15 protein-coding genes and 1 tRNA gene are annotated in these 18,303 nt (G+C 67.1%); 3 read left to right on the top strand and 13 right to left on the bottom strand.

Annotation, left to right across the window (positions count from 1 at the left end; all coding sequences use genetic code 11):
- Window positions 1–26 precede the first annotated feature (26 nt).
- The gene (gene rnr / locus FHX60_RS04825; protein WP_092309217.1) at window positions 27–2,621 is read right to left on the bottom strand and encodes a ribonuclease R; all 2,595 of its coding nucleotides are present in this window, start codon (window positions 2,619–2,621) and stop codon (window positions 27–29) included.
- Between the two features lie 70 nt (window positions 2,622–2,691).
- Here rnr and FHX60_RS04820 point away from each other — a divergent pair.
- The 3 genes from FHX60_RS04820 to FHX60_RS04810 all read left to right on the top strand — a co-directional run bounded on the left by FHX60_RS04820 (window position 2,692) and on the right by FHX60_RS04810 (window position 4,231).
- Window positions 2,692–2,778, top strand: a tRNA-Leu gene (locus tag FHX60_RS04820).
- A 342-nt stretch (window positions 2,779–3,120) separates the two neighbouring features.
- Window positions 3,121–3,555 carry an Rrf2 family transcriptional regulator gene (locus FHX60_RS04815; protein ID WP_112774068.1) on the top strand — a complete coding sequence of 145 codons (435 nt, stop codon included), beginning with the start codon at window positions 3,121–3,123 and terminating at the stop codon, window positions 3,553–3,555.
- Between the two features lie 64 nt (window positions 3,556–3,619).
- Window positions 3,620–4,231, top strand: coding sequence for an NAD(P)-dependent oxidoreductase (locus tag FHX60_RS04810; protein ID WP_183282648.1), 612 nt, complete (start codon window positions 3,620–3,622; stop codon window positions 4,229–4,231).
- Between the two features lie 11 nt (window positions 4,232–4,242).
- Here the strand turns inward: FHX60_RS04810 and FHX60_RS04805 are convergent, their stop codons facing one another.
- The 12 genes from FHX60_RS04805 to ispG form a co-directional block, all read right to left on the bottom strand.
- Entirely contained in the window at window positions 4,243–4,812 is a 570-nt protein-coding gene (locus FHX60_RS04805; RefSeq protein WP_092309225.1) for a phosphoribosyltransferase, read from the bottom strand.
- Between the two features lie 127 nt (window positions 4,813–4,939).
- Window positions 4,940–6,280, bottom strand: a complete 1,341-nt coding sequence (locus FHX60_RS04800; RefSeq protein ID WP_092309228.1) for an adenylosuccinate synthase — start codon at window positions 6,278–6,280, stop codon at window positions 4,940–4,942.
- Between the two features lie 85 nt (window positions 6,281–6,365).
- Entirely contained in the window at window positions 6,366–7,517 is a 1,152-nt protein-coding gene (locus tag FHX60_RS04795) for an ATP phosphoribosyltransferase regulatory subunit (RefSeq protein ID WP_092309231.1), read from the bottom strand.
- A gap of 159 nt (window positions 7,518–7,676) precedes the next feature.
- Window positions 7,677–8,585, bottom strand: a complete 909-nt coding sequence (gene hflC / locus FHX60_RS04790) for a protease modulator HflC (RefSeq protein ID WP_112774065.1) — start codon at window positions 8,583–8,585, stop codon at window positions 7,677–7,679.
- 10 nt (window positions 8,586–8,595) lie between these two features.
- Complete coding sequence (gene hflK / locus FHX60_RS04785; protein ID WP_112774268.1) at window positions 8,596–9,954, bottom strand: FtsH protease activity modulator HflK; 1,359 nt, start codon at window positions 9,952–9,954, stop codon at window positions 8,596–8,598.
- Between the two features lie 175 nt (window positions 9,955–10,129).
- Complete coding sequence (gene hflX / locus FHX60_RS04780) at window positions 10,130–11,395, bottom strand: GTPase HflX (protein WP_112774064.1); 1,266 nt, start codon at window positions 11,393–11,395, stop codon at window positions 10,130–10,132.
- A gap of 231 nt (window positions 11,396–11,626) precedes the next feature.
- Window positions 11,627–11,866 carry an RNA chaperone Hfq gene (hfq, locus tag FHX60_RS04775; RefSeq protein WP_012353158.1) on the bottom strand — a complete coding sequence of 80 codons (240 nt, stop codon included), beginning with the start codon at window positions 11,864–11,866 and terminating at the stop codon, window positions 11,627–11,629.
- Window positions 11,867–12,076: 210 nt separating this feature from the next.
- Complete coding sequence (gene der, locus FHX60_RS04770; protein WP_092309243.1) at window positions 12,077–13,420, bottom strand: ribosome biogenesis GTPase Der; 1,344 nt, start codon at window positions 13,418–13,420, stop codon at window positions 12,077–12,079.
- Window positions 13,421–13,638: 218 nt separating this feature from the next.
- A complete protein-coding gene (gene bamB / locus FHX60_RS04765; RefSeq protein ID WP_112774063.1) occupies window positions 13,639–14,814 on the bottom strand; it encodes an outer membrane protein assembly factor BamB in 1,176 nt (391 codons plus the stop codon).
- A 67-nt stretch (window positions 14,815–14,881) separates the two neighbouring features.
- Complete coding sequence (locus tag FHX60_RS04760) at window positions 14,882–15,514, bottom strand: tetratricopeptide repeat protein (protein WP_183282647.1); 633 nt, start codon at window positions 15,512–15,514, stop codon at window positions 14,882–14,884.
- 58 nt (window positions 15,515–15,572) lie between these two features.
- Window positions 15,573–16,943 carry a histidine--tRNA ligase gene (hisS, locus tag FHX60_RS04755; RefSeq protein ID WP_183282646.1) on the bottom strand — a complete coding sequence of 457 codons (1,371 nt, stop codon included), beginning with the start codon at window positions 16,941–16,943 and terminating at the stop codon, window positions 15,573–15,575.
- Window positions 16,944–16,981: 38 nt separating this feature from the next.
- Entirely contained in the window at window positions 16,982–18,274 is a 1,293-nt protein-coding gene (gene ispG, locus FHX60_RS04750) for a flavodoxin-dependent (E)-4-hydroxy-3-methylbut-2-enyl-diphosphate synthase (protein ID WP_018007774.1), read from the bottom strand.
- Between the last annotated feature and the right edge of the window lie 29 nt (window positions 18,275–18,303).

Raw genomic sequence — 18,303 nt, 5'->3', positions numbered from 1 at the left:
CCCGACGGCAATCCGACGCCGGTCCGCTAGCGCTTGCGCGGCGTGCGCTTGGCGGCGGTCTTGCCCGCCGGCTTGGCGGGGCGGGCCTTGGAGGCCGGCTTGCGCGGCTTTTCCAGGTGCGCGGGCTTGGGCTTGGCGGCGCGCTTGCCCGGCTTGCCGGTCTTCAGATGCGGCTTGAGCGGCGTGATCACCGCCTCGAACACCGGTTGCTCTTCGATCACCCGGTCCAGGGTCTCGTCGAACGACTCTTCCGGCTTGGACGAGCCGCCCAGCAGCGCCGCCAGCTGGCGCCCCTTCTTGCGCGCCGGCACCGCATGCGCGGCCGGCACGCGCGGCTGGGTCTCGACGCCCGTAACACGCGCGCGCAGCGTTTTCGCCGACGGCTCCTGCACCAGGCGGAAATCGATCTTGCGCGCATCCAGGTCGACGCGCGACACCTGCACGCGCACGCGGTCGGTGAGCCGGTAGCGGATGCCGGTGCGCTCGCCGCGCAGCTCGTTGCGGGCCTCGTCGAACTGGAAGTAGTCGCTGCCCAGCTCGGTCACGTGGACCAGGCCTTCCACGTACAGCTCGTCGAGCTGCACGAAGATGCCGAACGAAGTCACGGCGCTGACCGTGCCGGCATAGTCGCTGCCCAGCTTGTCGCGCATGAAGTAGCACTTGAGCCAGGCCTCGACATCGCGCGAGGCCTCGTCGGCGCGCCGTTCGTTGGCCGAGCAGTGCAGCCCCAGCTCGTCCCAGATGGCCTCGTTGCGGCGCGCGCGCGCCGCGGCCAGCTCGGCCTTCTGCTCGGCGTCCTTGGCCTGCAGCCTGCGCGCCTTCGGCGAGATCGCGGTATTCAGCTCGGTGCCGTGGGCAAAGGCCGGCTGGTACTTGGTGTGCGCCAGCACCGCCTTGATGGCGCGGTGCACCAGCAGGTCGGGATAGCGGCGGATCGGGCTGGTGAAGTGCGCGTAGGCCTCGTACGCCAGGCCGAAGTGGCCGATATTGTCGGGGCTGTAGACCGCCTGCTGCATCGAGCGCAGCAGCATGGTCTGCAGCATCGGCGCGTCGGGACGGGACTTGATCTTGTCCATCACCTCGGCGTAGTCCGACGCCTGCGGCTTGTCGCCGCCGCCCAGCGACAGGCCGGCGGTGCGCAGGAAGTCGCGCAGGTTCTTCAGCTTCTCGTCGCTGGGGCCGGCGTGGATGCGGTACAGCGCCGGGTGCTTGAAGCGCTCGAGGAAGTCGGCCGCGCACACGTTGGCGGTCAGCATGCATTCCTCGATCAGCCGGTGCGCATCGTTGCGCGTGCGCGGCAGGATCTGCTCGATCTTGCCCTGCGCATTGCAGACGATGTAGGTCTCGGTGGTGTCGAAGTCGATCGCGCCGCGCGCGCGCCGCGCCTTGAGCAGGACCTGGAACAGTTCGTACAGGTTCTGCAGGTGCGGCACCAGCTCGCTGCGCTTGTGCGCCTCGGGGCCCTTGGTGTTGGACAGCACCGCCCAGACCTCGTTGTAGGTCAGCCGCGCGGTCGAATGCATCACCGCCGGGTAGAACTGGTAGCCCTTTAGTTCGCCCTTGGCGGTGATCACGGCATCGCACACCATGCACAGCCGGTCCACCTGCGGATTGAGCGAGCACAGCCCGTTGGACAGCTTCTCCGGCAGCATCGGGATCACGCGCCGCGGGAAATACACCGAGGTGGCGCGGTCGAGCGCGTCGGCATCGAGCGGCGTGCCCGGACGCACGTAGTGCGACACGTCGGCGATCGCCACGATCAGGCGCCAGCCCTTGGCGCGGCCGATCTTGACCGGCTCGCAATAGACCGCGTCGTCGAAGTCGCGCGCGTCTTCGCCGTCGATGGTGACCAGCGGGATGTCGCGCAGGTCGATGCGGTGGTCCAGGTCGGCCTGGCGCACCTCATCGGGCAGCCCGGCGGCTTCCTGGGCGGCCGCCGGCGAGAACTGGTGCGGCACGCCGTACTTGCGCACCGCGATCTCGATCTCCATGCCGGGATCGTCGATGTCGCCCAGCACTTCCACCACGCGGCCCACCGGCTGCACATAGCGGTCGGGGAATTCGGTCAGCTCGACGCTGACCACCTGCCCCACGCGGGCCTTGCCCTGTGCCTTGGGCGGGATCAGGATGTCCTGGCTGATGCGCTTGTCTTCGGGCGCCACCACCAGCACGCCGCCCTCGCTGAGCAGCCGGCCGATGACATAGCGGTTGGCGCGCTCGATGATCTCGACGATCTGGCCCTCGGGGCGCCCGCGCCGGTCGTAGCCCACCACGCGCACCTGCGCGCGGTCGTTGTGCATGGCCTTCTGCAGTTCGCGCTCGGGCAGGAAGATGTCGTCCTCGCCGTCGTCGCGGATCAGGAAGCCGAAGCCGTCGCGGTGGCCCTGCACCCGGCCGGTGACGAAGTTGGGCTGGTGCGCCAGCTCATAGCGGCCCTTGCGGTTGAGCTCGATCTGGCCGTCGCGCTCCATCGCGGCCAGGCGCTTCTGGAAGCCGTCATGCTCCTTGCGCGTGACCGCCAGCGCCTTGGCGATATCGCCTGCCGACTGGGGGGATCCCGACGTTCTCAGCACGCCCAGGATTTCTTCCCGGCTGGGGATCGGATAGTTATTCTGATTCAATTTTTTCTGGAAACTATTTGACAAAATTCTCGCGCTCTCTATAATGAGCGCTTCGGTTGTTTCGACACCTGCCCAGGTGGCGGAATTGGTAGACGCACTAGGTTCAGGTCCTAGCGGTGGCAACACTGTGGAGGTTCGAGTCCTCTCCTGGGCACCAGATCACCGGAAAACCCGCAGCGCTTTCGAGCCCTGCGGGTTTTTTGTTTTTGACGCCTGTTTCGCGCATCAGATCCGGCAACTTGCACTCCTTGCTTGGCGGCACTGCCGCGATGTCATTACCTGCGAGCGTACGGGTTTTTTCCCGTCCGTGAAACCGCGCACCGTACCCTGCGCGGCAGCCGCACCACAAGGTTACGGCAATGTCGGGGAGTGTAACAGCTTCAGTGGCGATTCCGGCATTCTGCGGCCAGTGCAAACCATTTCGCCGCCACCGCTTCACGCCGACGCTTGACCGCGCACCAATGTGTAACTATCATGGTTTCACATCGTACCCGACATCATGAGCACAAGCAGCCGGTTTGCCGTAGCCGTCCATATCCTCACCCTGCTGGCCAGTTCCGCCGAGCCGTTGCCGTCGTCGCTGATTGCCGGCAGCGTCGGCACCAATCCGGCGCTGATCCGGCGCCTGGTGGGCCAGCTCGCTGAAGCGGGCCTGGTGGCCACCACCATGGGCAGCACCGGCGGCGCCACGCTGGCGCGTCCGGCCGCGTCGATCACGCTGCTGGAGGTATTCCGCGTGGTCGAAACCACCGCGCTGATCACGCTGCACCAGAGTGCGCCCAATCCGGCCTGCCTGGTCGGACGCGAGATCACCGGTGCGCTGCGCAAGGTCGCCGACCGCGCGCAGGCGGCCATGGACGAGACCCTGGCCGGCATCACCATCGCCAGCATGCTTGCCGATGTCGAGCGCGGCAGCCAGCGCCGCAAGCGCTGAATTTTTTTATCCCGATGTGTAACCACATCAGTTTCATATCTACTGACTGAACCAAGGAGTGACCATGAAGATCGCCATCATTGGAGCCACCGGCCGCGTTGGCACGCGCCTGACCGACGAAGCCGTGCGCCGCGGCCACCAGGTGACCGCCATCGCGCGCCAGGCCAGCCGTTTGCCGGCGCGCGCGGGCGTGACCAGCAAGGATGTGGATGCGACCGACAGCGCAGCACTGAGCGCCGCCCTCGCCGGCCATGATGCCGTCATCAGCACCGCTCGCTTCGCCCAGCTGAACGCACAGCAGGTGAGCACGGCGGTGCGCCAGGCGGGCGTGCCGCGGCTGCTGGTGGTGGGCGGTGCCGGCAGCCTCCATGTCGGGCCGGGCGTGCAACTGGTCGACACCCCGGACTTTCCCGACGCCTACAAGGCCGAGGCGCTGGCCGGCCGCGACTTCCTGAACGCGCTGCGTAGCGAGCAGCAGATCGACTGGACCTTCCTGTCGCCGTCCGCGCTGTTCGAGCCCGGCGCGCGCACCGGCCATTTCCGCGTGGGCCAGGAAGACCTGCTGAGCGACGCAGCAGGCAAGAGCTGGATCTCGATGGAAGACTATGCCATCGCGATGCTCGATGAAATCGAGCAGCCGGCGCATTCGCGCCAGCGCTTCACGGTAGGCTACTGAGCCGGGCGCGCTCAGTCGCGCGCGCCGTCGTCCAGCAGGCTGGCGCGCTTGCCGCGCTTGAGCCACGCGGCGAGATTGTGCGGGCGCAGCGTGTCGTACTCTTCGAACGGCTGGTGGATCCAGGGGTTCGACTCCAGGAAGGTGACGTGGTAGTCCGGCTCCACCTTGGAGCAGGCCTTGTACCACAGCACCGCCGAGCGCACTTCGGTCACCGCCGGGTAGCGTTCCTTGAGGTGGCGGCCCACGCGCTCGAGCGTGATGCCCGAGTCCACCAGGTCGTCGACCAGCAGGATCTTGCCGCTCAGTTCGCCCCGGGTCATGGTGATGTACTGCGCGATGTCGAGGTCGCCCTGCTGCGTGCCGGCGGCCTCGCGGTAGCTGCTGGTGGCCAGGATGGCCAGAGGCACGTCGAAGATGCGCGACATCTGGTCGCCCACGCGCAGCCCGCCGCGCGCGAGGCAGAGGATCTTGTCGAACTTCCAGCCCGACTCATGCACGTTCAGCGACAGGCGTGCGATCAGGCGATGGTATTCGTCCCAGGAGACCCACAGGTTCTCGTCATCGTTGGTAGGCAGGTTCATCGTTTTACTCGTGATATCGTGCGGTCGGTTGACCGTATATGGCTCGGCCCGCTTGCGCGGGCCGATTTATTTTCTGGCAGGCCGCGGCGCTCGTGGCGCGGCGGCCCTGCGGGTAGTGCGCAGGCGCTCAGGCCTTGTACGGATGGCGCAGCAGGATGGTCTCGTCGCGGTCCGGGCCGGTCGAGATCATGTCGATCGGGATGCCGACCACTTCTTCCACTCGCTTCAGGTAGACCCGGGCCTGCTCCGGCAGTGCGTCCCACGTCTTCACGCCGAAGGTGGACTCGTTCCAGCCCGGGAATTCCTCGTAGACCGGCTCGCAGCGCGCCACGGCATCCGAGCCGCGCGGCAGGATGTCGACGGTCTTGCCATCGAGCGTGTAGCCGACGCACAGCTTGATGCTTTCGAGGCCGTCGAGCACGTCCAGCTTGGTCATGCACAGGCCCGACACGCCGTTGATCTGCACCGAGCGCTTGAGCGCAGCCGCATCCAGCCAGCCGGTGCGGCGCGGACGGCCGGTGACCGAGCCGAACTCCTTGCCGACATTGGCCAGGCGCACGCCCACCGCATCCTGGCGCGAGGGGTTGTCGTTGTCGTACAGTTCGCTCGGGAACGGGCCGGCACCCACGCGGGTGCAGTAGGCCTTGGTGATGCCGAGGATGTAGTTCAGGCGGCCCGGGCCCACGCCCGCGCCGGCGGCTGCGGCACCGGCCACGCAGTTGCTCGAGGTGACGAACGGATAGGTGCCGTGGTCGACGTCGAGCAGCGTGCCCTGCGCGCCTTCGAACATCAGGTTGCCGCCGTCGGCGTTGACCGCGTACAGCTCGGCCGATACGTCGGCGACCATCGGTGCCAGGCGCGGTGCGTAGGCCAGCGCTTCGTCCAGGGTCTGCTGGAAGTCGACGGCTTCGGCGCCCAGGTACTGGGTCAGCATGAAGTTGTGGAAGTCCAGGTTCTCGCGCAGGCGTTCGGCGAACTGCTGCGGGTCGAACAGGTCCTGCACGCGCAGCGCGCGGCGTGCCACCTTGTCTTCATAGGCCGGACCGATGCCGCGACCGGTGGTGCCGATCTTGGCGGCACCGCGGCGCGCTTCGCGTGCCTTGTCGATGGCGACGTGGTACGGCAGGATCAGCGTGGCCGCTTCGGAAATGCGCAGGCGGCTCTGCACCTGCAGGCCGGCGCCTTCGAGTTCTTCGATTTCACGGAACAAAGCTTCGGGCGACAGCACCACACCGTTGCCGATGTAGCAGACCGTGCCGGCGCGCATGATGCCCGAGGGGATCAGCCGGAGAATGGTCTTCTTGCCGCCGATGATCAGCGTGTGGCCAGCGTTGTGGCCACCCTGGAACCGCACCACGCCCTTTGCATGGTCGGTAAGCCAATCGACGATTTTTCCTTTGCCTTCGTCACCCCACTGGGTGCCGATCACGACGACATTGCGTCCCTGGCCTACTGCGGATGCGGACATATTGCTTTGGTCAATAGGTTAAAAACGTATTCTACTCTTGTTGCCGGGCGATTCCGGGTTTTTGGGCCGCCGCGGCGTCGATGCGTCAGCGCGGCACCACGGCCCAGCCGCCGTCCTTGCGTACCAGCTGCCGGTCGCAGTTGAATTCGTCGAGCTCGTGGGTATGGCCGGGCAACGACTGGATCACGATCTCGCCGCCGGCGCGCAGCGCGGCAATCGCGGCCCGAAGTGCCGGGTCCGCATCCCAGGGGGCAAAAATGGCCAGCGCACGCACCTCGACGGGTGACAGTGCCGCCACTTCACGCAGATCCAGCGAGAAACCCGTGGCCGGGCGGGCGCGGCCAAAGGCCTCCCCCACCTTGTCGTAGCGGCCGCCCCGTGCCACGTAGTTGGGCAACCCCGCCACATAAGCCGCGAACATCACGCCACTGTGGTAGTGGTATCCGCGCAAATCCGACAGGTCGATATTGACGCTGGCGCCGCGCACCTGCACCGCCAGCGCCGCCAGCTCATCCAGCGCGCGGCCGATGGCCGGGCTGGCCGGCAGCGTCGCGCGGGCGCGCTCGATCACCTCGACGCCACCGTACAGCGTCGGCAGCGCCAGCAGCGCGTCGCGCTCGGTCTGCGGCATGCCCGCGGTCAGCTCGCGCAAGGCGGGCACGTCCTTGGTTTCCAGCGCGGCAAACAATGCGTCCTCGATCTTGCGGATCGACGGCAGGCCGGCCAGCAACGCTTCGAGGATGCCCGCGTGGCACAGGTCGATACGGATCTCCGACAGGCCCGCCGCCGTCAGCGCGGCCAGCATCAGTTCCTGGATCTCGACGTCGGCTTCCAGGCCGGCGTGACCGTAGATCTCGGCGCCGATCTGGATCGGCTCCCGGGTGGCGTGGAACCCTGCCGGGCGCGCGTGCAGCACGTTGCCGGCGTAGCACAACCGGGTCACGCCCGGACGGTTCAGCAGGTGGGCATCGATGCGCGCCACCTGCGGCGTGATATCGGCGCGCAGCCCCATGGTGCGGCCCGACAGCTGGTCGACCAGCTTGAGCGTGCGCAGGTCGAGGTCATGGCCGGTGCCGGTCAGCAGCGACTCGAGGTATTCCAGCATCGGCGGCATCACCAGCTCGTAGCCGTAGGTGCGGAACAGGTCCAGCATGCGGCGGCGCAGCTCTTCGATCTTGCGCGCTTCCGACGGCAGCACGTCGGCAATGTTTTCTGGCAGCAGCCAATGGTTGGACATGGTGAATCTCTTCTCAGTCATTCAGTTGCCTGCAAGCGCAGCGCCTGCAGGGAGCGGGCACCGCGCGCCCGCGCCATCACTCCGCGACGACGGCTCCAGCCGGACAAAACCCCGGCAAGCCGGGGTTTCGTCAATTCGCCACACGGACAAGCGACGGTGCTAGCGCTTGCCTCCGGCATTGCCCGCGGCCGCGCCCGCGGCGCCGCCGCTGGAGCGCATATAGCGGAAGAACTCGGAATTGGGCTCAAGCACCAGCACGTCGCGCTTGTCGCGGAAGGTGTTGCGGTAGGCCTCCATGCTGCGCCAGAACTGCGCAAACTGCGGATCGCGGCCAAACGCGTCGCCGTAGATCTGCGATGCCTTGGCATCGCCCTCGCCCTTGATCACCTGCGCGTCGCGATAGGCCTCGGCCAGCACCACTTCGCGCTGGCGGTCGGCGTCGGCGCGGATCTTTTCGCCCTCGGCGGCGCCGGTGGAGCGCAGCTCGTTGGCCACGCGCTTGCGCTCGGCCTCCATGCGGCGATACACCGATTCGCTGATGGCGGGCAGCAGGTCGACACGCTTCAGGCGCACGTCGAGGATCTCGACGCCGACCGACTTGGCGTACTCGCTCATGCCGTTGCGGATGGCCTGCATCACCTGCTCGCGCTCGCCGGCGACCACGTCGGCGACGGTGCGCTTGCCGAATTCTTCGCGCGCCACCGAGTCGATGCGCTGCGTCATGCGGTCCTGCGCGCCGCGCAGGTTGCCGCCGAAGGCGACAAAGAACTTGCGCGGGTCGGTGATGCGCCATTTGACGAACCAGTCCACCACCATGCTCTTCTTCTCGGCGGTCAGGAAGCGCTCGTTGGCGGCGACGTCGATGGTCTGCAGGCGGCGGTCCATGAACACCACGTTCTGGAACGGCGGCGGCAGCTTGAAGTGCAGGCCCGGCTCACGCACCACTTCCTTGATCTGGCCGAAGGCGAACACCACGGCGTACTGGCGCTGGTCGACCACGAACAGCATGGACGAGACCACGGCGAGCAGGATGAAGAAGCCGATGGCGAAGGAAATCAGTCGGTTCATGACGGTCTCCTCAGCGCGAGTCGCGGTCGCGGTTGCGCAACGCTTCGCGCGACCGGTTGTCCGTCGAGGCGTCCGGCACGGGCGCCGGCGTGCCGGCCGCGCCGGGCTGGCCCGGCTGCGGCGTGGCGCGGCCCTCGGCCTGCGCCATCAGCTTGTCCAGCGGCAGGTAGAGCAGGTTGTTGCCCTGGCGCGCGTCGACCAGCACCTTGGTCGAATTGGTGTAGATCTGCTGCATGGTCTCCACATAGATACGGTCGCGCGTCACCTGCGGCGCCTTGGCATATTCCGCCTGGACCGCGCGGAAGCGCGACGCATCGCCCTCGGCCTGCGCCACCACGCGGGAGCGATAGGCTTCGGACTCTTCCTTCAGGCGCGCCGCGGTACCCTTGGCGCGCGGGATGATGTCGTTGGCGTAGGCCTGGCCTTCGCTGATGGCGCGCTCGCGGTCCTGGCTGGCCTTGTTGACGTCGTCGAATGCGGCCTGCACCTGCTCGGGCGGCTGCACGCTCTGCACGTTCACGGACAGCACGCGGATGCCGGTCTTGTACGCCGCCAGGATGGCCTGGATCGACTTGGCCAGCTGCTGCGCGATCTGCTCGCGGTTTTCGTACAGCACCGCGTCCATCTTGTTTTTGCCGACGATCTCGCGCACCGAGGTCTCGGCCGCCTGCGTCACCAGCTCTTCATCGCCACCCCGGTCGGTCTTGTTGAAGAACAGGAATTCGCTGGCGTCCTGGATCACGTACTGCACGGTGAAGCGCACGTCGATGATGTTCTCGTCCTGCGTCAGCATTGACGAGTCTTTCAGGTTGCTGTCCTTGATCGAGGTGGAGCGGCCGACCTCGACCGAGCGCACCGCCGACAGGTTGACCACCTCGGCCGACTGGATCGGCCAGGGCATGCGCCAGTTGATGCCAGGACCGGTGGAGTACTTGAACTTGCCGAACTGCAGGATCACCGCGGTCTGGCCTTCCTGCACCATGAAGAAGCCGCTGGCCAGCCAGATGCCGACCACCGCGGCCACGATCACGCCGGCGCCGACGCCCGAGCCCTTGCCGGGCGTGCGCGGGCCGCCGAAGCCCTGGTTGCCGTTGCCGCCGTTGTCCTTGCGGCCGAGCAGGCCGTTCAGGCGGCGGTTGAAGTCGCGCCACAGCTCGTCCAGGTCAGGCGGGCCGCCATCCTGCTGCGGACGCTGGTTTTGCTGGCGGCTGTCGTCGCGGCCGTCCTTCTTGTCATCGTCCTGCCCATCCCGACCCCAGCGCGGATCGTTCAGCGAGAAGATGGCGCGCAGGCGCTGCCAGCCCGCGCGCAGCGCGAGACGGCCGCCTGGTGTCAGGCTCGAATCAGCATTCCGGGGAAACTGGGGCATGAAGTGCACGGGTCCGGGGAAGTTTGTAACAGGGGGATTCTAGCAGTCATCGGCGCCACATTTGGCCAATTCGCGCAATCCGCGCGGCGACCGCACCGGAATTGGGCAGAACCGGCGCCAAACCGGCACCAAAGCGGCCCGGTGCGGCGGCCAGCCCCTAGGCCGGCTGCCGCGCCTACAGCCGGCGCGGATCCGCCGCATCGGCGTCATCGCTTTCGTCCGCCACGCCGTCGTCGACGCCATCGTCGATGCCATCGCCGGCATCATCGGACTGCGCCACATCATCGAGGCGCGGATCGTAGGGTTGCGGCTCGGGCGGACGGCTGGCCAGCCATTGCGCTACTTCGACCACGGCCTCGCGCAGCGCGTCCAGACCCAGCCCTTCGCGCGCGCTGAGAAACACACGGGTGGGAATGCCCTCCGCATCGCGCTCGATGCGCGGGCCATCGCCCATCAGTTCGGGCGCGGCGTCGATCTTGTTCATCACCACGATCTGCGGGATGTCCAGCGCGTTGATTTCGGCCAGCACCCGGTTGACCTGCTCGATCTGCTCGCGGCGCACCGGGCTCGAGGCATCGACCACATGCAGCAGCAGGTCGGCATGCACGGTCTCGTCCAGCGTGGCACGGAACGCCGCCACCAGCTGCGTCGGCAGGTCGCGGATAAAGCCGACCGTGTCCGACAGCACCACGTTGCCCAGGCCGTCCAGGAACAGCCGGCGCGAGGTGGTGTCGAGCGTGGCGAAGAGCTGGTTGGCCGCATACGCGCCGGCCTTGGTCAGCGCATTGAACAGCGTCGACTTGCCCGCGTTGGTGTAGCCCACCAGCGAGATGCTGAGGGTGTCGTTGCGCGCGCGCGCACGCCGCTGCGTGCTGTGCTGGCGCTGCAGCCGCGACAGATCGGACTTGAGCCGCTTGGCACGCTCGTCCAGCATGCGGCGGTCCAGTTCGAGCTGGCGCTCGCCGGGGCCGCCGCGCATGCCGATGCCGCCCTTCTGCCGCTCCAGGTGGCTCCATGCGCGCACCAGCCGCGACGCGCGGTACTGCACCTGCGCCAGTTCCACCTGCACCTTGCCGACATGGCTCTGCGCGCGCTGCCCGAAGATATCGAGGATCAGGCCGGTCCGGTCGATCACGTGGCGTTGCAGGAAGCGCTCAAGGTTACGCTGCTGCGCCGGGCTCAGCGCGTGGTTGAAGACCACCACGTCGGCGTCCAGCGCATCGGCGGCCTCCTTCAGCTCCTCGGCCTTGCCCGAGCCGATGAACAGGGCCGGGTCCGGCCGCGAGCGGCGGCCGGTCAGGGTATGCACCGGCAGCGAGCCGGCGGTGGTGGTCAGCAGCGCGAGTTCGCTGAGGCTTTCCTGGAAATCATGCTTGCCGAAATCGACGCCGACGAGGATGGCGCGCGAAGGGGCGGTATTGGAGGTGGCTCTGGGGTCCAAGGGCGGGCGCGAATGCGCAGGGAAATTCGGGTTCAGGGGGAGGGATGGCGGATCTCGGACACTGTCCCGGCCCCTGCCGGGACAGGCCGCCGCATGATGCGGAACGCGGCGGCGGCGGGCGCATTGGCAAGCGCCGCGCCGCGCGGCACCGGGTGCGTCGGCACGCCGGCGCCGGGCATCGTGGCGGCACCGCCTGGCGCCCGTACGATGCCCTGGGGCAGATCAGTCAGATCAGGCCTCGGCCGAATCATCCACGCGGAAGTTGACCGCGCGTGCCGGCACGACGGTGGAAATCGCATGCTTGTAGACCATCTGGGTCACGGTGTTGCGCAGCAGGACGACATACTGGTCGAACGATTCGATATTGCCTTGCAGCTTGATGCCATTGACGAGATAGATGGAAACCGGCACGTGCTCTTTGCGCAGCGCGTTCAGGAACGGGTCTTGTAGCAGTTGCCCTTTGTTGCTCATGGCACACTCCAAATTTATAGGTTTAGTGGTGAATGATGGGGATGGAAATCCCCGGTTCAAGTCAGGCGGCGCAAAAACGCGCCAGAAAAAAGATCAAAACGGTACCAAGTTGGCGTCAATGCGCAGGGAACCCCCTGCTACCGTGAATTTAGCCGCAGTTCCAAACGAACGCAAACGAAAACTGGCCCCGCCACGGATCCGATTCCGGACTCACTCCTTCGAGTCCGCGTACGGATTTTTGTTCGTGCGAAATTCGATGCGCAGGGGCGTGCCCTTGAGCTTGAATGCCGCACGGAAACGGTTTTCCAGGTAGCGCCGGTAGGTCTCTGCCACGCCCGACAGCGCATTGCCGTGGATCACGATGATGGGCGGATTGGAGCCGCCCTGGTGCGCATAGCGCAGCTTGGGCCGCGACGCGCCGACGCGCTTGGGCTGCTGGAATTCCACGGCTTCCTGCAGCACGCGCGTCAGTTGCGGCGTCGGCAGCTTGACCATGGCCGCGGCATACGCGTCGTCGACCGAGCGCATCAGCGCGCCGATGCCGGTGCGCTCGCGCGCCGACACAAAGTGAAAGTTGGCAAAGCCGAGGAATTGCAGCTTGCGCTCGAGGTCATGCTTGATGCGGTCGCGCGTGTGGCCGTCCAGTCCGTCCCACTTGTTGACGCCCACCACCAGGGCACGGCCGGACTCGACGATAAAGCCGGCAATATGCGCGTCCTGGTCGGAAATATCCTGTTGCGCGTCGAGCAGCAGGATCACCACGTTGGCGTCCGCGATCGACTGCAGCGTCTTGACCACCGAGAATTTCTCGATCGCCTCGAACACCTTGCCGCGCCGGCGCAGGCCTGCGGTATCGATCAGCGTATAGGGCTTGCCGCCGCGCTCGAACTCCACATAGATCGCGTCACGGGTGGTGCCGGGCATATCGAAGGCGATCACGCGCTCTTCACCGATCAGCGTATTGACCAGCGTGGACTTGCCCACATTGGGGCGCCCGACGATGGCGATCTTGACGCCCTTGCCCTCGTCCGAGGCTTCCTCGGCCAGCTCGGGGCGCTCCTGGACCGCCAGTTCGATGGCTTCATCGACCAGCTCGCGCACGCCGTCGCCATGGGCGGCGGAGATCGCATACGGATCGCCCATGCCGAGCTCGTAGAAGTCCGCCGCCACCGAGGTGTACTTCATGCCCTCGGCCTTGTTGACCGCCAGCATGATGCGCCGGCCGGTCTTGCGCAGGTAATCGGCGATGGCGCGGTCCTGCGGCGCCAGGCCCAGGCGGCCGTCGACGATAAAGATCACCACGTCGGCCTCGACCACCGCCTGCTTGGTCTGCTTGGCCATCTCGGCGACGATGCCTTCCTTGACCACGGGCTCGAAGCCGCCGGTATCGATGGCGATGAACGGACGTTCACCGATGCGCCCTTCGCCATAATGGCGGTCGCGCGTCAGGCCCGGCAGGTCGGCGACGAGCGCGTCGCGCGAGCGGGTCATGCGGTTGAATAGCGTCGACTTGCCCACATTGGGGCGGCCGACAAGTGCGATAACTGGTTTCATGCCATAAACGGAAACGGGGGCCGGCAACTGCCGCCCCCCGGTAACTCCGGAGTCAAGGGTTCCAACGGCAGCCCGCGCCACCTGGGCGCGGGTTGCCGCTTGTCCTGTCGGGCGCGGCGCGGGTCACCGACCCGCTGCAATTGCCGCGCCAAGGATCATGCTACCGGATTCGGCGCCGGCCGTACCGACAGGTGTACGGCAGCGCGCATAGGGTCCTGTCAGCCAGGCTGGAAACCGTAGACGTCGCCGTCGCGCGTCTGGATCACCAGGGTCTGCCCCGCCACCACGGGCGCGGCAGTGATGGCGCTGCCATCGGTCTTCATGCGTGCCACCACCTGGCCGTCTTCGCGCGACAGGAAGTGGACATAGCCTTCGAAGTCGCCCATCACCACCGAGCGGCCCAGCGCCAGCGGCGCGCCCAGGCGGCGGTTGCGCAGGTCGGCGTTCTTCCAGCGCTCGCTGCCGTTCTGGCGGTCGAAGGCATGCACCACCGATTGCTCGTCGCTGGCGTAAAGCGCATTGTCATCCTGCGCGAGGCCTGCCGGCGACGAGAAATCCTTGCCCCACTGCGGCTGGCCGCTGGCCAGTTCCAGGCAGGCGACCCGGCCCTGGAAGGTGGTGGCGCAAACCTGGCGGCCGCTGACCATGGGCAGGCCGGTGACGTCGTTCAGGCGCTCGATCTCCGACACGCCCTTCGGGTAGGAAATCGCGCTTTCCCAGCGCAGCACACCGTTGCCCGGCGTCAGCACGCCGAGCTTGCCGCCGGGGAAGCCCATCACGATGCCGTCGCCGGCGAACACCATGCCCATCGCCGCGCGCAGGTTCAGCGGGGTCTGCGAACGCTGGTAGATCCAGCGGCGCTCGCCGGTCTCGGCATCCAGGCCGAACACCCGGGTATCCGTGGTGCGCACCACCACCAGGCCGTTGCCGACCAGCGGCGCCGACAGGACCTCGCCGTTGACCTGCTTCTTCCAGATCTGCTTGCCGCTGGCGTCGAAGGCATAGACCGCGCCCTTCTCGCCCGCCACCGCGGTGACCGAGCCGTCGCTGCCCGGCCCGGAGGTCAGGTCCACGTCGGTCTTGGCCTTCCACAGCACGCGGCCGCTGGCGCCTTCGAGCGCCATCACGCTGCCGTTGTTGGACGACACATAGACATTGTTGCCCGCCGCGGCCGGCTGCATCGAATAGGGGCCGCTCTTGCCGACGTCGGCCTTCCACGCCTGGCGCACCGCGAGCGTGCCCGATACCGGCTTGAGTTCGGCGGGCGGGTGCTTGTTTTCCTTGCTGAACAGCGCGCAGCCGCCCAGCGTGGCCAGGCAGGCAGCCGCCACCAGCGCACGGGAAATCGTGCGGGTGGGCTGGCGATGTACGGCACGGGAAAGCACTGACGTCATAACTTTACGGTCCTGTTGTTCGATCCGCGGGATCAACGGTATGGCAATGGTTCAAGCGGCAGCCGGGTCAGGCCGTGCCCAGCGCATCGAGCTTGAACTGGATGATCTGGCGCATCGCCGACTCGGCCTGGCCCAGCTTGTCCAGCGCCTTGCGATAGGCGGTGCGGGCATCGTCGCGCTTGTCCTGCGCGGCGAGCAGGTCGCCGCGGCGGTCGGCGTAGAGCGCGACGAATGCGGCCGGCGGCTCGTCCTTGAGCAGCGCCAGGCCCTGGTCGTAGGCCTTTTCGTCAAGCAGCACGCCGGCCAGGCGCACGCGCGCCAGGTGCGAATACTCTTCGTCGCCATGGTCGATGGCCCACTGCAGCTGGCTCTTGGCGGCAGCCAGGTCGCCCGCATCGTACAGCACGCGGCCGGCCACCAGTGCGCTCATCTGGCCGTAGGCGGTACGGCCGAACTTGCCTTCCAGGTCGGTCGCGGCGCGCTTGATGCGCTCGACATCGCGCGCCTCGGCGGCCTTGAGCACCTGCTCGTACAGCACCGCGGCTTCGCCGGCCTGCTTGCGCTCCCAGTACTTCCAGCCGTTCCAGCCGGCAAAGGCGAGCAGCGCGATGATCAGCGCCCAGGTCAGCGCATTGCCGTACTGGCGCCACCAGGCCTTCAGATTCTCAAGCTGTTCCTGTTCTTCTAGATCGTAAGCCATGTCGAGGCAATCACCTGCGTTGGTTGGATACTCGTGGTGTTTGGGCTGCGGCGCGCGCTTATTCGCTGGCGCCGACCATGGCGTCGATCAGGTAATCGACCAGCCCTTCGGCCGGCACGGTGGCCTGTTGCCCACCGCCTTCGGCCTGCTCGCGCTGGCGAAGTTCCTTGACCTGGACCACGCCGGCGGCCACTTCGTCGTCGCCAATGATAACGGCATAGGCCGCGCCGCTTGCGTCGGCGCGCTTCATCTGCGACTTGAAGCTGCCGCCCTTGCCGTCCGGGCTGGCGTGCAGCACCACGTCGAGGCCGGCGTCGCGCAGGCGCTCGGCGGCCACCATCGCCTGCTGCGCGGCGGCCTCGCCCTGGTGCACCAGGTAGACGTCGCAACCGACCGCCTCGGGCACCACGCCCTCTTCGCGGATCAGCTCGATGATGCGCTCGATGCCCATGGCCCAGCCGCAAGCCGGTGCCGGCTTGCCGCCCATCTGCGCGATCAGCGGGTCATAGCGGCCGCCGCCGGCGATGGTGCCCTGCGCGCCCAGCTTGTCGGTGATCCACTCGAACACCGTCAGATTGTAGTAATCGAGGCCTCGCACCAGGCGCGGGTTGATCTTGAACGGGATGTTGTTGGCCTTCAGCAGGCGCTGCACGCCCTCGAAATGCGCCAGCGATGCTTCGCCCAGGAAGTCGATCAGCTTGGGCGCGTTGGCCGCCATTTCCTGCAGTGCCGGGTTCTTGGTGTCGAGCACGCGCAGCGGGTTGGTGTACAGGCGGCGCTTGCTGTCGTCGTCCAGGATGTCCTGGAAGCCTTCCAGGTACTTGATCAGCTGCTCGCGGTGCGCCGCGCGCTCGTCGGCCTGCCCCAGTGAATTGAGCTCGAGGCGCACGCCGGTCAGCCCCAGGTCGTCCCACAGCCGCTGGCACATCAGGATGATTTCGGCATCCACGTCCGGGCCGGCGAAGCCCAGCGCCTCGGCGCCGAGCTGGTGGAACTGGCGATAGCGGCCGCGCTGCGGGCGCTCGTGGCGGAACATCGGGCCGGTGTACCACAGGCGCTTGGGGCCGTCGTACAGCAGGTTGTGCTCGATGGTGGCGCGCACGGCCGCGGCGGTGCCCTCGGGGCGCAGCGTCAGCTGCTCGCCGTTGAGCGAATCGGTGAAGGAGTACATCTCCTTCTCGACGATATCGGTAACCTCGCCGATGCCGCGCACGAACAGCTGGGTGTGCTCGACGATGGGCGTGCGGATCTGCTGGTAGCCGTAGGCGCGCAGCATCGCGCGCGCGGCATTCTCGAAATGCTCCCACAGCGGCGCGTCGGCCGGCAGCATGTCGTTCATGCCCTTCACGCCCTGCAGGGCCTTGGCGGGGCGTGCCTTCGGTTCGGTCTTGGCGGCGCCGGCGGCGGCCATGGTCTCGGTTTGCGTCATTCTGTTCTAGTCAGGCTGCTGGCCCCGGCCGGTCCGGCTCAGGCTGCCACTTCTTTGCCGGCCCGCGCAGCGCCCGGGCCGTAATGCGTGCGAACGTATTCGTCTACGATCGCCTGGAATTCTTCCGCGATGCGCTCGCCGCGCAGCGTCTTCACCTTGACGCCATCGACGAACACCGGCGCGGCCGGCGATTCGCCCGAGCCCGGCAGCGAAATGCCGATATTGGCGTGCTTGCTTTCCCCCGGGCCGTTGACGATGCAGCCCATCACGGCCACGTCCATCTCCTCGACGCCCGGGTAGGCGGTCTTCCACTGCGGCATCTGCTCGCGCAGGTAGGCCTGGATGCTGGCCGCCAGTTCCTGGAACACCGTGCTGGTGGTGCGGCCGCAGCCCGGGCAGGCAATCACCATCGGGGTGAAATTGCGCAGGCCCATGGTCTGCAGAATTTCCTGCCCGACGTACACCTCTTTCTCGCGCGGCGCGCCGGGTTCCGGCGTCAGCGAGATGCGGATGGTATCGCCGATGCCTTCCTGCAGCAGCACCGACAGCGCCGCGGTGGAAGCCACGATGCCCTTGCTGCCCATGCCGGCCTCGGTCAGGCCGAGGTGCAGCGCGTAGTCGCAGCGGCGCGCCAGCTCGCGGTACACCGCGACCAGCTCCTGCACCTGCGACACCTTGCACGACAGGATGATCTGGCTGCCCGGCAGGCCGATCTCCTCGGCCTTGCGGGCCGAGTCGATGGCCGAGGTGATCAGCGCCTCGATCATCACGCTCTGCGCCGGCCACGGCTCGGCGCGCCCGGCGTTCTCGTCCATGATGCGCGCCAGCAGGTCCTGGTCCAGGCTGCCCCAGTTCACGCCGATGCGCACCGGCTTGTTGTAGCGGCACGCCATCTCGATCATCTGCGCGAACTGGGTATCGCGCTTGGCACCCTGGCCGACATTGCCCGGATTGATGCGGTACTTGGACAGCGCCTCGGCGCAGGCCGGATAGTCCTGCAGCAGCTTGTGGCCGTTGTAGTGGAAATCTCCCACCAGCGGCACGTCGACACCCATGCGGTCGAGCTGCTCGCGGATCGACGGCACCGCGGCCGCGGCCTCGGGCGTGTTCACCGTGATGCGCACGATCTCGGAACCCGCGCGCGCCAGCTCCTTGACCTGGATCGCGGTGCCGATGGCGTCGACCGTGTCGGTATTGGTCATCGACTGCACCCGCACCGGCGCATCGCCACCGATGGTCACCACATTGTCGCCCCACGCGACCCGCGCCTGCCGGGTCTGGCGGCGCGGCAGCGGGCCCGGCAGGACCGGGAGACAGAGCTGTTGGTTCATAGCGTTACCACCTTGCAAAGACGCACCTT

Source organism: Cupriavidus alkaliphilus (genome assembly GCF_014191175.1).
GTDB lineage: Bacteria > Pseudomonadota > Gammaproteobacteria > Burkholderiales > Burkholderiaceae > Cupriavidus > Cupriavidus alkaliphilus.
This window is presented reverse-complemented; position numbering and strand designations above follow the sequence as displayed.